General features: G+C 35.3%; 16 protein-coding genes. 13 read left to right on the forward strand and 3 right to left on the reverse strand.

The annotated features are described in order from the left end of the window. Positions 1–89: 89 nt before the first annotated feature. Entirely contained in the window at positions 90–1,280 is a 1,191-nt protein-coding gene (locus ACPYKA_RS09895; protein ID WP_479542133.1) for an acyl-CoA dehydrogenase family protein, read from the reverse strand. An 11-nt stretch (positions 1,281–1,291) separates the two neighbouring features. Continuing rightward, a complete protein-coding gene (locus ACPYKA_RS09900) occupies positions 1,292–2,452 on the reverse strand; it encodes a CaiB/BaiF CoA transferase family protein (RefSeq protein WP_479542134.1) in 1,161 nt (386 codons plus the stop codon). Positions 2,453–2,940: 488 nt separating this feature from the next. On the opposite strand from ACPYKA_RS09900, the gene ACPYKA_RS09905 reads away from it, so the two are divergent. The 7 genes from ACPYKA_RS09905 (at position 2,941) to ACPYKA_RS09935 (ending at position 7,975) form a co-directional block, all read left to right on the forward strand. Continuing rightward, the gene (locus ACPYKA_RS09905) at positions 2,941–3,720 is read left to right on the forward strand and encodes a CAP domain-containing protein (RefSeq protein ID WP_479542135.1); all 780 of its coding nucleotides are present in this window, start codon (positions 2,941–2,943) and stop codon (positions 3,718–3,720) included. A gap of 404 nt (positions 3,721–4,124) precedes the next feature. Further along, the gene (sppA, locus tag ACPYKA_RS09910) at positions 4,125–5,111 is read left to right on the forward strand and encodes a signal peptide peptidase SppA (RefSeq protein ID WP_479542136.1); all 987 of its coding nucleotides are present in this window, start codon (positions 4,125–4,127) and stop codon (positions 5,109–5,111) included. An 18-nt stretch (positions 5,112–5,129) separates the two neighbouring features. Then, positions 5,130–5,630, forward strand: coding sequence for an RDD family protein (locus ACPYKA_RS09915; protein WP_479542137.1), 501 nt, complete (start codon positions 5,130–5,132; stop codon positions 5,628–5,630). A gap of 16 nt (positions 5,631–5,646) precedes the next feature. Then, positions 5,647–6,315: an SOS response-associated peptidase gene (locus tag ACPYKA_RS09920; RefSeq protein WP_479542138.1), complete on the forward strand. Its 669-nt coding sequence runs from the start codon at positions 5,647–5,649 to the stop codon at positions 6,313–6,315. Positions 6,316–6,336: 21 nt separating this feature from the next. After that, positions 6,337–6,801: a low molecular weight protein-tyrosine-phosphatase gene (locus tag ACPYKA_RS09925; protein ID WP_479542139.1), complete on the forward strand. Its 465-nt coding sequence runs from the start codon at positions 6,337–6,339 to the stop codon at positions 6,799–6,801. Between the two features lie 23 nt (positions 6,802–6,824). Next, positions 6,825–7,100: a YtxH domain-containing protein gene (locus ACPYKA_RS09930; RefSeq protein WP_479542140.1), complete on the forward strand. Its 276-nt coding sequence runs from the start codon at positions 6,825–6,827 to the stop codon at positions 7,098–7,100. A gap of 44 nt (positions 7,101–7,144) precedes the next feature. After that, complete coding sequence (locus tag ACPYKA_RS09935) at positions 7,145–7,975, forward strand: YihY/virulence factor BrkB family protein (RefSeq protein WP_479542141.1); 831 nt, start codon at positions 7,145–7,147, stop codon at positions 7,973–7,975. A 673-nt stretch (positions 7,976–8,648) separates the two neighbouring features. Here ACPYKA_RS09935 and ACPYKA_RS09940 read toward each other — a convergent pair. Next, positions 8,649–10,586, reverse strand: a complete 1,938-nt coding sequence (locus tag ACPYKA_RS09940) for a heavy metal translocating P-type ATPase (protein ID WP_479542142.1) — start codon at positions 10,584–10,586, stop codon at positions 8,649–8,651. A 239-nt stretch (positions 10,587–10,825) separates the two neighbouring features. On the opposite strand from ACPYKA_RS09940, the gene ACPYKA_RS09945 reads away from it, so the two are divergent. From ACPYKA_RS09945 to ACPYKA_RS09970, 6 genes are all read left to right on the forward strand, one after another. Then, positions 10,826–11,209 (forward strand): OsmC family protein, encoded by a 384-nt coding sequence (locus ACPYKA_RS09945; RefSeq protein ID WP_479542143.1) that lies wholly within the window; start codon positions 10,826–10,828, stop codon positions 11,207–11,209. An 80-nt stretch (positions 11,210–11,289) separates the two neighbouring features. After that, positions 11,290–12,525 (forward strand): cysteine desulfurase-like protein, encoded by a 1,236-nt coding sequence (locus ACPYKA_RS09950; protein WP_479542144.1) that lies wholly within the window; start codon positions 11,290–11,292, stop codon positions 12,523–12,525. Between the two features lie 106 nt (positions 12,526–12,631). Next, complete coding sequence (locus ACPYKA_RS09955) at positions 12,632–13,450, forward strand: YfkD family protein (RefSeq protein WP_479542145.1); 819 nt, start codon at positions 12,632–12,634, stop codon at positions 13,448–13,450. Between the two features lie 210 nt (positions 13,451–13,660). Continuing rightward, positions 13,661–14,662, forward strand: coding sequence for a hypothetical protein (locus ACPYKA_RS09960; protein WP_479542146.1), 1,002 nt, complete (start codon positions 13,661–13,663; stop codon positions 14,660–14,662). A gap of 332 nt (positions 14,663–14,994) precedes the next feature. Then, on the forward strand, positions 14,995–15,939 hold the full coding sequence (locus ACPYKA_RS09965; protein ID WP_479542147.1) for an alpha/beta hydrolase: 945 nt from the start codon (positions 14,995–14,997) through the stop codon (positions 15,937–15,939). A 142-nt stretch (positions 15,940–16,081) separates the two neighbouring features. After that, on the forward strand, positions 16,082–16,676 hold a 595-nt coding region (locus ACPYKA_RS09970; protein ID WP_479542148.1), incomplete at its 3' end, for a gluconate 2-dehydrogenase subunit 3 family protein.

A 16,676-nucleotide genomic window follows, 5' to 3' on the forward strand; every position in this document is an offset into this window, starting at 1 on the left:
TATCTTATGCAAGGGGATAAGAGATAACTTATATCAAAAGAAAACGCACAGATAGAAGGTTCACTGTGCGTTCATTTTAGAATATATTATTAATCCTGCTCCCAAGCCGGAAGCATTTTGTTTAACGGTTTATCTTTTCGGTATCCAAGAACGTATTCTGCTTGCATTATCGTATGAATTTCTCTTGTTCCTTCATATATCACTGGGGCTTTTGAGTTACGTAAATAGCGTTCGACTGGATATTCGTCCGAAAAGCCGTACGCTCCATGAATTTGGACTGCATCATCTGCTGCTTTATTTGCAAAATCACATGCTTGCCATTTTGCTAGAGACGTTTCTCGGGTGTTTCGTTTTCCGGCATTTTTTAATTCTCCAGCACGGTAGACAAGTAATCGACTCATTTGTAGGCCAGCCTCCATATTGGCGATCATTTGCTGAACTAGTTGATGCTGTCCAATCGGCTTCCCGAACGTTTCCCGTTCATGACAATAGTCAACAGACGCTTCCATACAGGCCATGATTTGTCCTACTGCTCCAGCTGCAACCGTGAAGCGTCCATTATCAAGAGAGGCCATCGCAATTTTAAAACCTTCACCTTCTGCACCAAGTAAATTTTCTTTTGGAACTTTTAAGTTATCAAAAAATATTTCTCCTGTATTACCGGCGCGAATTCCTAACTTTCCTTTAATCGCTTTTGATGAAAAACCTTCCCATTCACGTTCTACAATAAACGCTGAGATTCCATGATGTTTTTTTGATTTATCCGTATATGCAAAAACTAAAAAATGATCAGCGACATCACATAGAGAGATCCATGTTTTTTGTCCGTTTAAAATATAATAGTCCCCATTTTTCACCGCGGTTGCTTGCATAGAGGCAACGTCTGATCCAGCAGCTGGCTCGGTTAATCCAAAGGCGCCAACCTTTTCACCGCGGGCTTGTGGGACGAGATATTTTTGCTTTTGCTCTTCTGTACCCCATTGTAAAATGGACATACTGTTAAGCCCAGTATGAACGGAAACCGCTGTTCGAAACGCTGTATCTCCACGTTCTAGCTCCTCACAAACGATAGCGAGTGCGTTATAGTCCATCCCACTACCGCCGTACTTCTCAGGGATACAAACTCCCATTAATCCTAAGTCTGCTAATTTCTTAATAATTGATGGATCAAAATAACCTTCACGATCCCATTTTGCGATATGTGGCATGATTTCTTGATCGACAAAACTTCTTACCGTATTTCGTAACATTTTTTGTTCTTCTGAAAACTGAAAATCCATTATATCCTCTCCTAATCGTTTAGATTTTTAGAATGTAATTTATTTAATATTTCATCATTATGTTCACCTAGATTTGGCGGATGGTGCCGAAATGTCACTGGTGTACGTGATAAATGAAGCGGACTTCCAATCAATTCGATTTCTCCTGCAGTTGGATGTTCCATTTCAATGAACATGTTTCTTGTATTTAGTTGGGGATCGTTATATACATCTTCCAAATCTTGAATCGGGCCACAAGGGATATTGTTTTCATCACATTTGTCTTTCCAATAAGATGTATTTCTTTTTAGGAAAGCCTTTTGTAAAATTGGTACAAGTTCTAGACGATGCTTCACCCGGTCAGGGTTTGTTTGAAAACGTATGTCTGTTGCCAATTTCGGTTGTTCAATGATTTCACATAATTTTTTAAATTGACTATCATTACCAACCGCGATAACCATTTCTCCATCTTTTGTAATAAATGTCTGATAAGGAACGATATTCGCATGTTCATTGCCAATTCGCTTTGGGACTTCTTTCGTTATTAAATAATTACTTCCTATATTAATTAAAGCACTAACAGCGGAGTCATAGAGTGATAGGTCAATTTTTTGTCCCTTGCTCGATTGCTCCCTTTCAATTAAAGCTGCTTGAATTCCTATTACTGCATATAGACCTGTTAAAACATCAACTATAGCTACACCTAATTTTTGAGGGCCAGAATTATCTGTTCCTGTAATGCTCATAAGTCCGCTCATCGCTTGGATAATAAAATCGTACCCAGCCATATCTTTATAAGGACCGGTTTCTCCAAAGCCGGTAATAGAACAATAGATTATTTTTGGATTGATAAGTGAAAGAGTGTTATAGCTAAGACCAAACTTCTCCATTGTGCCGGATTTAAAATTATTAATGACAACATCTGCCTCAGAAACGAGCTCTTTTATTTGTTCAATCCCTTGTGCGGATTTTAAATCAATTGTTACACTTTTTTTATTTCGGTTAGCACAGAGATAGTATGCGCTGACTTTCTGTTTAAAAGGCGGCCCCCATTTCCTAGTATCATCACCGCCGTTGGGTGATTCCACTTTAATTACTTCAGCTCCTAAGTCACCAAGAATCATCGTACAAAAAGGACCAGCCAGAACTCGAGATAAATCAAGAATCTTTATTCCTTTTAAGGCTCCCGCCATTAATGTTCACCTCCTAAAGTTCTAAAAATGATAAAAAGCCAGCTCAAACTAACTTATTAAATAAGTATAGTAAGAACTGGCTTTTACTTGTTGGGACAATTTTGGTGTAAAACTGTAAACAAGTTAGGCAGTTTTTAAGGAAAATGCAATTAAGTGTTTCTATTACTATATTATAATATTTTTAAAATTATGTAAATAGCAAATCCATATATTATAGAAATGTAACAAAAAGATTACGCATCATAATATTATTGTAAAACAACTTCGCGTTTTAAAATATGTCAAGGGGTAATTCCATGTAATAAATGGAATTCATGGTTAGTATTTGGTTTTAGTCCCAAATTTGAAATCGACAAAACTATTTATTTATTAACATTTAAAAAGTTGAAAAGTTAATAATTTGAAATTGGAAAAGGCTGGCTCGTTTATTACGAAAAATGGATGGTATGATGAAATCACATCAAAACAACACAAAAGGAGAGTAAGTAATGTTTAAGAAGTATAGAATCATAGTTGCAATGTTAATTGTTGGATTAGTGAGCACAGGATTTGGACAATCTGTTGGAGCTTCTGCAAACGCAGGAGATACAGAAAGTCAAACTAATGAATTTGTTTACCAAGGAAAGATAGATAAAGATAATTATAGAGATTTAGAAAGTTTTCTTGAAAAATGTCTAGCGAAATGGAACATTCAGTGGAACAAAACTGAAAAAACACCTAAGGAAAAACAACCAGAAGAAAATGTTGAGCAGCCTGAAGAGCAGCCGGCACCTGAAGAAGTAGAACAACCAGAAGAGCAACCAGCTCCAGAAGAAGTTGGACAACCAACTCAACCAGCACCAGAAGAAAATGTTACACCTGAACAACCAGAAAATAATGAGTCAGGTCAATTAAGCCAATACGAGCAACAAGTAGTTGAATTAACAAACCAAGAAAGAGCAAAAAATGGTTTACAACCTTTACAAGTAGATAATGAGTTAAGCAAAGTGGCAAGAGAGAAATCTCGTGACATGCAAGTGAACAATTACTTTGACCATAACAGTCCTACATATGGTTCTCCATTTGACATGATGAGATCATACGGTATTGACTATCGTTCTGCAGGTGAAAACATTGCAATGGGTCAGCGTACACCTCAGGAAGTTGTAAATGCATGGATGGACAGCCCAGGTCACCGTGAAAATATCCTCAACGGCAGCTTTACACATATCGGTGTTGGCTATGTTGAACAAGGAAACTACTGGACACAACAATTTATTGGTAAATAATAATTCTAAATCGAGCAAGGACAAGTATTGTCTGCGCTCGTTTTTTTTTTGCAGGTAAGAAAGTATAAAACTTTCTTTCTGCATAAGTGCAACTAAGGCTATCGCCAAGCTTGGCGATAAGCCAAGTTTTCTAATGAAAATTTGGAGTTATCCAAGAAACTTTTTATATTCATGATTTTGTCCATACAAAAACGTGTTATCTGTGAAGCTTAAAAATTTATCCGTGTACACATTATTTTTTATTCGTAATCACTTGGCTTGAAAGTACCGATTTTAATAATTGTACAAGGTGAAGTATCATTAGTTTACTTAATCCATATAAATCAGTGGTATTTGAGTAATTTTTATTGTACGATTTGATTATAGAAATAAGTTTTACATAAGGAAAGGTTGGTTTATACATAATGAATACAAAACGTTGGTTAGCGTTAATTGCAGCACTTGTACTACTCTTTGTTTCAATCGGATTCCGTTTTACGATGAATCTTGCTTCGGGAATGTTAGAGTCATTTGCTGAACTTGATAACTACTATTTTGACGAACATATTGTAGAAGAAGGGGATTTGGACAAAAGAATTGCTGTACTTAATTTAAATGGTGTAATTCAAGATGCAGAAATGTCGATATTTTTTGAAGGATATAATCACGAACAATTTTTAAAGATGATTGACCAAGCTGCTGTAGACGACTCTGTTGAAGCAATTGTTTTACAAGTTGATTCACCAGGTGGAGCTGTAGGACCTACAGCAGAAATTCACCGTAAGCTTGTTGAAATGCAGGCTGCATATGAAAAGCCAATTTATGTTTCAATGGGATCAATGGCAGCTTCGGGTGGCTATTATGTCGCTGCTCCGGCGGATAAAATTTTTGCTGAATCTTCAACAATTACTGGTTCAATCGGAGTTATTATGGAAAGTGTTAATTATGCAGGACTTGCTGAAAAATACGGCATTAACTTTAATACGATTAAAAGTGGAAAACATAAAGATATCATGTCTGCAAGCAGAGAAATGACAAAAGAAGAAAGACAAATCTTACAATCGATGGTTGATGAAATGTATGATGAATTTGTTCAAGTAATTGTTGATGGAAGAGGAATGAGTGAATCGAAAGTAAGAGAAGTAGGAGACGGACGTGTCTATACTGGAAAACAAGCACAATCAGTTGGGCTAGTCGATGAAGTTGGTAATTTTGACGATACGTTGTCTGCTCTTAAAGAAGATTATAATTTAGAAGATGCCCAAGTAATCCAATATGAAGAAGGTTTCGGCTTTTTATCAGGCTTCGGAATGAATATGAAATCATTATTTCAATCGGATTCCTCCGAACTTGAAATGGTTCTGTCTTTATTAAGACAATCAGATAAACCACGGGCTATGTATATTTACTAATGTGAGGGAGGTAAAACAATGGATTTCAACTATGAAGAAAACCAAATAGAAAAAAACGACTCTGTCCCGGTGGAAGAACCGTCCCCACAAGAGAATGAATATAGATATGCAGGATTTTGGATGCGTTATTGGGCTTATTTAATTGATGTAATTATCATATTTAGTATCAATGGTATTTTACTCAGCCCACTTCTGTTCATAAATGAAGGATTCCCGCTTGAAATCGGATTTTGGACAGTGAATGGAATTTTGGCTGGGATTATTTATTATGTATATTTTTTATTAATGACAAAATTTTGGGGACAGACAGTCGGAAAAATGATTCTTGGAATTAAAGTAATTAGCGATAACGAAGAAACACCGTTGTTATGGAGTGACCTTATCTTTAGAGAAGTAATTGGACGCTTTATCCAAAATGTGATTTTTATTTTAAAATTACTATATCTTGTCATTGCATTTTCCCCAAAGAAGCAAGGTATTCATGATATGATCGGTAATACAAAGGTTATTCACGTATAAATTAGGAGTGGTTGATATGTGTGGTCGTTACACCTTATTAGCTGATGAACTGAAAATAAGGCAACGATTTGATATCCCGTATGAGATAGACAATTATCATCCAAATTATAATATTGCTCCGAGTCAGCAAGTTCTAGCTATTATCCATGATGGAAAAAAACGTCGAGCCGGGTTTTTAAAGTGGGGTCTTGTTCCGTCCTGGGCAAAAGAAGAGAAAATTGGAAATAAAATGATTAATGCCCGCAGTGAGACAGCTCATGTGAAGCCTAGCTTTAGGAACTTAATGGCTAGGAAGCGTTGCCTTGTTATTGCAGACAGCTTTTATGAGTGGCAAAAGACAGAAGACGGGAAAATACCGAAAAGAATCCAATTAGAAAATCGTGAATTATTTGCATTTGCGGGTCTTTGGGATAAGTGGCAAAACGGAGATAAAACATTATTTACGTGCACATTATTGACAAAAGACTCCGATACATTTATGAAGAATATTCATCACCGAATGCCAATTATATTACCGAAAGATAAAGAAGATATCTGGATTAGACCAAGTTTTGCAAATGCGAAGGAAGCTCATCAATTTTTAAACGATATTAAAATGGAACCCTTGTCAGCATATTCTGTTAGTGACTTTGTTAATAATGTAAAAAATAATGATGTACAATGTATTGAACCAATTGCAAAATAAAATTTACTAGGGGGATTTAAGGTGATCCGCGTTTTATTCGTTTGCTTAGGAAATATTTGTCGCTCACCGATGGCGGAGGCAATCTTTCGGAACATGGTACAAGAAAAAGGGTTATCTGAACATATTGAAGTAGACTCTGCTGGGACTGCTTTATGGCATACTGGTAAACCACCACATGAAGGAACAAGGGGGAAATTAGATGAAAAAGATATCTCTTATGAAGGGATGACTGCTCGTCAAGTTCTCCAAGAAGACTTTAAGACGTTTGACTACATCATTACGATGGATGATAGCAATATGAAAAATATACAGGCGGAATACGAAATACCTGATCAAGTAGTCGTTAAAAAACTTCTTGAATTTGTTGAAAACCCACGTGAATCAAATGTACCGGATCCATATTATACAGGTGATTTCGATTATACGTATGAATTAGTAAATGAAGCTTGTGAACATTTATTAAAGTATATTTTAAAAAACAATTAAATTAAAGGTTAGGAGATAAGGAAATGGGGAAAAGAACATTACTAACAGGTATCATTGCAGGAGCATCAATCGGTGGATTACTAAGTTTGTTAAATAAAGATGCTAGAGAATATGCAAAAGATACATTATCTAAGTCACGGGATAATTTATCTTATTATGTGAAAAATCCAACCGAAGCTGTAGAAAAAATTCGACATACAGCCCTTACTGTAAATAATATGATTGAGTCAAATACAAGTAGTGCCGTAAATGCTTTAGAACAAGTAGAAAATTCATTAAATAAAGTAACAAAGAAATAAAAGAATGTAAGAGGGAATAAGGTCATTCAGAAAGGATTGCCATTATGCAAAAAGTGATTCGGTTCGGAAAAATATTAATAAATCGAATTGATCAGGCAGATGTAGCCGGCCTTTCTGCACAATTAGCATATTTTTTTCTTTTGTCGTTATTCCCTTTTCTGTTATTTTTAGTTACATTACTTGGTTACTTACCCATAGATAGTAATTATGTTATTGAAATATTAGGTGCTTATTTACCAGCAGATGTAGTTAATATGATTGATACGAATTTAACGCAGCTAGTCAATAACCGTAGTGGTAGTTTATTATCACTAAGTATCATTGGTACAATCTGGTCGGCCTCAAATGGGATTAATGCGATCACTAAGTCTTTTAATAGGGCTTATGAGGTGGAAAAAGAGCGGTCTTTTATTACTGCTCGAATAATAGCTGTCGGCTTAACACTGGGGATGATTTTAGTTATTGTCGTAGCACTATTCCTACCGGTATTTGGAAAAGTAATTGGCGAACAATTTTTTGCGGTGTTTAATTTATCTGAAGACTTTTTAAAGGCATGGAATATGTTTCGTTGGGTTACTTCTTCGATTATATTTTTTATCGTTTTCTTTGCACTGTATATGATGGCGCCACACACGAAGGTTAAAGCGAGACATGCGCTCTGGGGAACTCTTTTCGCAACTATTGCCTGGCAATTTACATCATTTGGATTTTCATTTTATGTAAATACACTTGGTAATTATTCAGCGACTTATGGAAGCTTAGGAACTGTGATCGTTTTAATGATTTGGTTTTATTTATCCGGAATTATTATAACGACCGGCGGTGTGCTGAATGCCTTTATGAAAAACTGGGAATTAAATCAAAAGTCAAATTAGTTGTCAATAGATTCCGTCAGAATTCTTATTGGCAAGTGGATATGCTTGTAAAAAGTGAAATGAAAATTAATTAATTCTAGAAAAAACCGAACTATAAAGCAAATTTCTAATTGAAATTTATAATAGTTCGGCTTTTCTTTTTAGAAGCTATCGTTAACTACACGGCTAATATCCATAAACTGTTGAGTAATGAGTAGTTGAAATCTACCTCAACGATAAATAGACTTAGTGCTTGCTCACTTCTTACCTAAATTTGTTAGGAAAACCGCTTCGGCAGAATACTACGCTTTCCACGGGCACGGCTTCAGCCTCCTCGCGGAAAGACCACCGCTGCGGGGTCTTCAGACACGTGCTCTTCCCGCAGGAGTCTACGTATTCTGCCTACGCTAGTTTGGAAAAGACAACGCAGTGCGTAGCACAAGGAAGGCTCATCAGCCGCCTGCGGAAAGCGGAATGTATTTCCGTAGCGGTATTCAGCTTTGTAGCTTTGTTTTTATTTCTACGAAGGAAATCAATGAAGCCGTAACCAGGTTTTACAAATTTTCACTATTCAACAGTATACTTCAACTAAGGATTAAAGTACCAAGGAGAAAGTCCACCGAACGGTCTCAAGCGATATTACACAAAATGTTCGATGGAGTTTTCAAATAACTTTTCCCACTTAGTTAATAAATTATTTTAACAATCTCAAGCCATTTAAGATAACCAAAATGGTGCTTCCTTCATGTCCAATCACTCCCAGAGGCAGGTCAATCGCTTGAAAGAAGTTAGACACAATAAGAACAGCAATAACAGCTAAAGAAAAAACAATATTTTGTTTAACGACTCGATTCATTTTTCCAGAGGTTTGAATCGAATCTCTAATTTTTGAGAGATCATTTTTCATTAAGACAACATCTGCCGTTTCAAGTGCTACATCCGTACCTTCTCCCATCGCAATGCCAACATCTGCTGTTGCAAGTGCAGGAGCATCATTTATTCCATCTCCAATCATTGCTACACTACCATATTTTTCCCGTAACTGTTTCATATAAGTTACTTTTTTTTCTGGCAGACACTCGGATACGTAATCATCGATTCCAACTTCTTTAGCGACAGCTTTTGCAGTCAGTTCATTATCTCCCGTTAGTAATATCGTATAAATTCCACGTTGTTTAATTGCTTTGATTGCTTCTTTAGCTTCTTTTCTAATTGTATCTTTCAGTGCATAAATAGCGACAACTTTTTCTTGATGGGTTACAAAAACAACGGTCTTTCCTTCGTTTGCTAGCTTCTTCGCTAGTTTTCCATAAAATTGAGCATCTGGGTCAATAGTGTCCGAAAAATTTTCTTTTCCAATATGCCAGCTTTCACCATTCACCATTCCAATGACACCTCGACCACTTTCCGTTGTAACCTGTTCAATTTTTACATCAAATTTATCTTTATTTAAATAGTTTAAACTGTAAGAACGAATTGCTTCAGCGAGTGGGTGTGTTGATTCACTCTCAATTGCCCCAGCAATTTCATGGATGAAAGCTTCATCGTAATCTGGATGAACATGAACATCTGTAACAGTAGGTGTTCCATTCGTTAATGTTCCTGTCTTATCAAATGCCATAGCTTTCATTTGGCTTAGACTTTCGAGATGTACTCCACCTTTAAATAAAACTCCGTTTCGTGCACTTTTAGATATGGCCGAAAGAGTTGCGGGCATGATGGATGCAACTAATGCACAAGGAGAAGCTACAACGAGTAGAATCATTGCCCGGTAGATACTTTCCGTTAATGACCAGCCAAATAATAAGTATGGAAGAAACATCATAATCACAACAGTGATTAAAACAGTTTTAACGTATGTTCCTTCAAATTTTTCAATAAAAAGTTGTGTTGGTGATTTTTCGTCTTGCGCTGACTGAACCATTTCAATTATTTTTTGAAAAATGGTATCTTCTGCTTGTTTTGTAATTTCAATTGTTATTGATCCGTTAAGCGCAACAGTTCCGGCAAACACTTCTGCGTCTAAATCTTTCGTTACAGGAATGGATTCGCCAGTTATCGCACTTTCATCGACAGAGGTAGAGCCATGAATAATTTTACCATCTGCAGGGATCCGTTCACTTGCTCTAACATAAATTAAATCTCCAACATTTAATTTGGAGACAGGAATCATTTTTTCAATGCCGTCTTGAATAATTCGTGCCTCTTCCGGTTGCAATTCCATTAGTGAGGAAATTTCTTGATTACTTTTATCTAACGTGTATGTTTCAAGAGCACCGGCAAGAGAAAAAATAAAGATCAAAATTGCCCCTTCTGTCCAATATCCTATAGAAGCGGAACCTATAGCGGCTATTACCATCAGTAACTCAACATTAAGTTCCTTATTTTCAATCGTATCTGTAATACCTTCTTTTCCTTGTGCATAACCTCCAATAACAAATGCAACGATATGCAAAATAACCCAAAGGGCATGAGGGATTACATTTGTTAATGACCAAGTAGTTAAAATAATTAATCCACTTGTAAGGGAAGCGATTAGTTCCCCATGTTTTGCTAATTTACTTAGTAAGTTTTTATTATCTGTATTTGCAACAGAGTTAGGGCTACTTACAGCTTTAGATTGTGTTGACATTTTCATTCCTCCATATGTAATTGAGAATAATTATCATTATCGAAAAACGGTTTAAATGCATTAAATCAAGCTTAATATAATTATTATAATAATTTTTTATTTATATTAATTATAAATAGTGGAGTTTATTTAGTCAATATAAAATCATCGATAGTTTTAACAATTTGATGAATAGAAGCCCAAAAAAGTAAAAAATCTCATATAATAAATGTAGGTCAATAATGAACTGGGGGATAGACATGCATTTTAATTTTAAAGAAAATTATGTTGAAGGTACATTGCAGTTTGATAATATTGTCATTGCTAGTAATGAAGAACAAGGATACAGACCTTATGAATTGTTTGTGTCGTCTATTGCTGGATGCAGCGGGTTAGTTTTTAAGCGTATATTAATGAAGCAAAGAACAGAATTTGAAACTTTTACTATTGATGCAGAAGTTGAAAGAAACAAGGATAAAGCAAATCGAATCGAAAAAATTATTTTGCATTTTAAAATAAAAGGAAAGGATTTAAACGAAAAGAAATTACAGAGAAACTTGAAAATTTCCCGTAAACACTGTGCGATGATTCAATCAATTGAAAATAGTATTGACGTTGTGGAACGGCTAAGTATCGATAACTAAGCAAAGTATTGAGGTAGAAAAGTTTATGCAGTTCATGTAGTATTTGAGATAGACATAATTAATTGATGGGGGAGAAGGATGTGGAGATTGATCATTATCCAATAGAGCAAATCCGTGAAGAATTCCCTGCATTACAACGAATTGAAAGAAATGATTTTGTCGGGTTTTTTGATGGACCAGGTGGAACTCAAGTTGCAAAATCTGTAATTGATTCGATGGCAACATATATGAAAAACGGTGTATCAAACTTGGGAGGAAGTTATCCAACAGCAATGGAGACGGCTTTCTTAGTGGATGAAGCAAGAGAATATGTAGCGACGTTGTTAGGGGCTGAAAAGGAGAACATTGCATTTGGAGCCAACATGACATCTCTTGCATTTAGGATATCACGAGCTGTTTGTGAAAGTTGGGAACAAAGTAAAGGGAATATTGTTGTTACCGAAATGGATCACCATGCCAATATTGATCCATGGGTTACTGCTGCTCGAACTAAAAATCTTGCAGTGCATACTTTAGAGCTAGATTGTGAGTCCAAAACTTTAGACCTTTCCAATCTTGCAAAAATAATTAATGAAGAAACAAAATTAGTTGCAATCGGGCTTGCCTTCAATGCAATTGGAACGATCAATGACTATATAAAAGTTATTCAAAGGGCAAAAGAAGTCGGTGCATTGGTTGCGGTAGATGCTGTTCATGCTGTTCCGCACTTTGCGATTAATTTTAAAGAGATAGGAGCTGACTTTTTATTCTGTTCTGCTTATAAGTTTTTCGGCCCACATGTAGGCATCGTTGCAATAGATAAAGAAGTATTTAAAGCGTTAAATGTTTTTAAACTTACACCAGCCCCAAGAGAAGCCCCTGAGAAATTAGAAACCGGCACGTTAAATTTTGAAGGGTTAGTTGGGGTTACAGAAGCGATCAGATTTATCGCAAATATTGGAAATGGTAATTTACTTCGCGAAAAGCTCGTCTCGGCTTATAAAAAGATGCAATCCTATGAGAATTATTTAGCAGATCATTTAAGAAAATCCTTAGCAGAGCTTGAGCATGTGAAAGTTTATCAAGCTGGGGCTGATGTCCCGAAAACGCCGATGATTGCTTTTCATATTGAAAATATGGAAGCTAAACTTGTTTGTCATCATCTTGCACAAAATTATGCTCTTCATTTAGAATATGGAGATTTTTATGCAATGACATTAGTGAAAAAACTAAATGTAAAACATGGTGCATTGATACGAGCTGGTATTGCACCGTATAATACACTCGAAGAAATTAATCGTCTAATTAATGCGCTGAAAGAATTAAAAGAAATTTAGAAAACTACGTATAAAAAATGCGACCGAATTGCCCGAGTATTGGAAAGGTCAATAATGTATAAAATTCATCTATCAAGAAAAACTATCCGAAAAAGGAGTGAGATAGATGAATGCACGTTGGCTTTATATGTTTTGGTTGATTAGTTTCTTATTAAGTTTTAACATATTTTCTTTTGAATCTTCTATTTCGGCGGAAGAGAAAAAACAGAAAAAAGAAACAGAGTCTTTTACCCTTCCGAAAAATGTTATTTCATTATCAAAAGCAAATACTTTTCCAAATACGACAGAGGATATGGAGATTATCGAGCCAAGTAGTGATACGAAAGAATTGTTGGATGAAATTAGTATCCCAATTGATAACCATGAGTTGATCAAGCTATTAAATGAATCAATAATAAAACCGTCTCCATTTGCAATCGGCTATAGAGCCCAAGTTTATTTGGGTCGCTGGCCATTAAATTATCAATCGGAAAATACATCAGTAATTTGGGATTATCAAGCGATTAATGAGAATAAAATTGATAACTTAAATGGAGATGAAGTACAGGAAATTCGTTATGTTCAGCAAGAACAAAAAGAAGTAAAAGGTGCATTAACAAATAAAATTGATAATCCTAATGTAATTAAAAAAATGATCTTACAAACTGCAAATGATAAAACTAATTTGCCGCTTTCTTTTACAACAGTTTTCGGGAAAAATACAAAATTAGAGAACTTTTATAATGTCCCCGTAAAAAAATCAGGATATTTACAGGCATACAGCCCTGCGATCAACGAAAAAGGAAAAATTACTTATGGAGAAGTCTATATTGAACTAAAAGGAAATACAAAAAGTATAAAAATTAAAAATGTAACGAAGCAAGGAGTAGGGGCATGGATACCAATTCAAGACCATGTTTCACTCTCCTTCCAACTAAAGCCCTGAATATCAGGGTTTATTTTTTTGTGTTTCTTTTTAAATTCATCAGAAAGTATAAAAATTTCTTGACTATTCGGAGACAAATTTGGCTGCATAGTGAATCGTTCAGCAGCCCCTAAATATTTAATGTAAAGTCCCATTGTTTAATTGTAAATATATTGTTATCATTTTAAAAGATATATAATAGTTAAGAGAATAATTGGGGAGGTATCTTAGGTGAAGCGTTTTTTCCCATTAGTTATCTTATGTTTGGTTGTTGTGGGTTGTAGTTCAACAGAATCAAAAATTGAAAAATCAACGCTCGAATATCTGGAAGAGGTATATAATATAACAGATGCTGAGGTAGAGGAAATTGAACGAGAGTATTTATTCGATCCAGTTTTTGGCGCCTTAGCTCGTATTTTTGACGGAAAAGATTATCGTGTAACAGTGAAAGTGAATGATTCCGTTTCTACGACGATGACTGGAGTAATGAATAATCGTAAGTTGATTTTACGAGACGATAATTATATACAAGCAAAGCATGAAACACTTAGGAAAGATAGTAATACATATCAAAAAGTTCTCGAAGAATTACTTCAAATGGGGATTGTTGTAGAAAATGTATTTTTTAGGCCTAATTCTAAATTTAATGAATTATATCATGATGGTATTCGCTTGTTAACATTTGAGTTGGAAGCACAAAATGTAACGTCTGATAGTAAGGAAGTTGTTCATCGCTTGCAAACGTTATCCAATTATATTTTAGAAGAAATTGATACTGCAATTGAGATGGAACTGATATTACCTGTACTTTATTATAATTCAGAAGAATTTAAAGAAGAAACGGTTCAAATTAAACTTTCTTACGAGCCTGAAGAAAAATTAATTGCTAAATTAGATGAGCATCTTTTAGCTGCAAACTTAGCTAATCAAGTTGATGAGGATTTACAAGAGGAGATAGAGAAATTTAATTTAATATTGTCTAGATCCCGTTTTGAAAGAGAGTTTGTACCAGATGAAGATGAAAGTTTTCGGCATGACTTATCTTTTTTGGCTCTAGAAGGTTTTGGTGATGAAGATATTTTAGGTGTCATGGAGTTGCTTAGAAAAGAAGGATTTTTGGAGACATATGTTCATTTCATTTTTGCAGATGGATCTACGGATGGATGTCAGGCTCAAGAAGTAGAAACAACGGACGATATTTCGCGTTGTTTTGGAACAGTCAAACAGTTCTAGTGACATGTGAATATACCAAATTAATTCTTGTGATGTTAGTAAAACTCATTGTTATACAGATGTTAGATAGTGCCATAAAAGGCATTACTTGAAACTTTTAAAAGTACAAGGCGGCTGAAAGTTCGATAAAAGCGAATACTTCGCTGCCTTTTAACCTATTAATGATCAGTGATCCAATGCAAAAACGGATTTCTAGGCTGCATAGTGAATCGTTCAGCAGCCTCTACTTAGTTATGGTCTCGGTGTATCAAAATTTAAATATGATATTCTTTTCTGAAGTATTTGATGATATGATAAACAAAAGAAGATCACTTTCCAAAGGGGCGAGAAAAGTGAAGAGAAGATTAAAAATAATATTGGCAAGTGTTGTTGCTTTTTTAGTGACGATATTAATTTTTATTGGAAATTATTTTTACGGTGAAAGTGTAAAGCGTGGTTCCGAAGTAGAACTACATAGGGAAGCCGAAACAGTTGATGCCGCTGCAGACGCAAATGGAGAGAGTGTATTAGAGACTGCAAAAAAGTGGTATAGTGAACAAAATCCTGTACGTTTAACTCAAGAGGCATATGATGATTTAATTTTACAAGCAGATTATATTGAAAATGAGGATACGAGTCAGAAGGCAGTAATCTTAGTTCATGGATTCCGCAAAGAAAAGACGGATATGGGAGACTATACAAAATTTTATTATGACCGGGGATATAATATTTTAATGCCTGACTCTCGTGGACATGGGGAAAGCGAAGGAGAGTATTACGGCTACGGTTGGCATGATCGTCTTGATCTAATTGGCTGGATCGATCAATTAATTACCGATTACGGTGTAGAGGAAATTGTTTTACATGGGAATTCTGCCGGTGCAGCAGCAGTATTGATGACAAGTGGTGAAGAATTGCCAAATGAGGTGAAGGCAATTATCGCCGACAGTGGTTATACAACTATGAAGGAAGAATTAAAACACCAATTAAAGCACCTTTATGGATTACCTTCATTTCCACTTCTTGATATTACGAGTTTAATTACAAAGGTTCGTGCTGGATACTTTTTTGGCGAAGTTTCAGCTATTGAACAAGTTAAAAATAATAACCTTCCAATATATATTATTCATGGGGATGCAGATGACCTTGTACCAACTTGGATGGGTGAAGAAATTTACGAAGCAGCCGGTGGAGAAAAAGAGTTTTGGCTTGTCCCCGATGCCGGTCATATTAAAGCGTATGAAATAGAGACTATTGAATTTGAAAAAAGAATAGATGAATTTTTATCGAAAATATAATATTTGGTAGTAAAGATAGACGAAGCATAGATTTTGCTTTGTCTATTTTTTTTAGTAATACTTTTGGAAAAATAGTACAAAATAAAGTCTAAGTATTTTAATTTTATTTTGATAACAATGAATAAAAAAGGAGTAAGAGAATATGTCCGACGATAAAACGAAGGAAAATAACGACCAATATGATCCGAGTCGAAGAAGGTTTATTAAAAACACAGGAATTCTTGCAGGTGGGGTTGTTGGAGGATCTATACTTGGTGGATTTCTAACCAATCAGTTTCAAACAAAACCAGAGACTTCGGAAAAGACGGAAATGGCTAATCTCCAAGATGCAAGAATGTTTTTTGATCGAAAAGAGGATTTTAATACGTTGAGTGCAGCAACCGAAAGAATATTTCCAAAAGACGATAATGGACCAGGTGCAATTGAATTAGGGGTTCCTTATTTTATCGATAAGCAATTAAACGGTTCATGGGGAACGAATGCACATGTATATATGGAAGGACCATTTTTGCAGGGCACATTTGTAAGAGAATATGAAAAAAAGGATGTGAAACAATCAAAGCAAGGCCCGAATGCACAAGTATTACCAGGAATACCTGGTGCTAGATATCAAACGAGGCTAAATCGTGGAGAAATTTTCCTTCAAGGCTTACGAACGATGGAAAAGGAAAGTCAGAAACGGTTTGAAACCTCGTTCGACCAACTCGAAGGAGAGCAACAAGATGAGATACTGACAG

It is taken from the genome of Pseudogracilibacillus amylolyticus (SeqCode), assembly GCF_051918545.1.
Lineage (GTDB): Bacteria > Bacillota > Bacilli > Bacillales > Amphibacillaceae > Pseudogracilibacillus.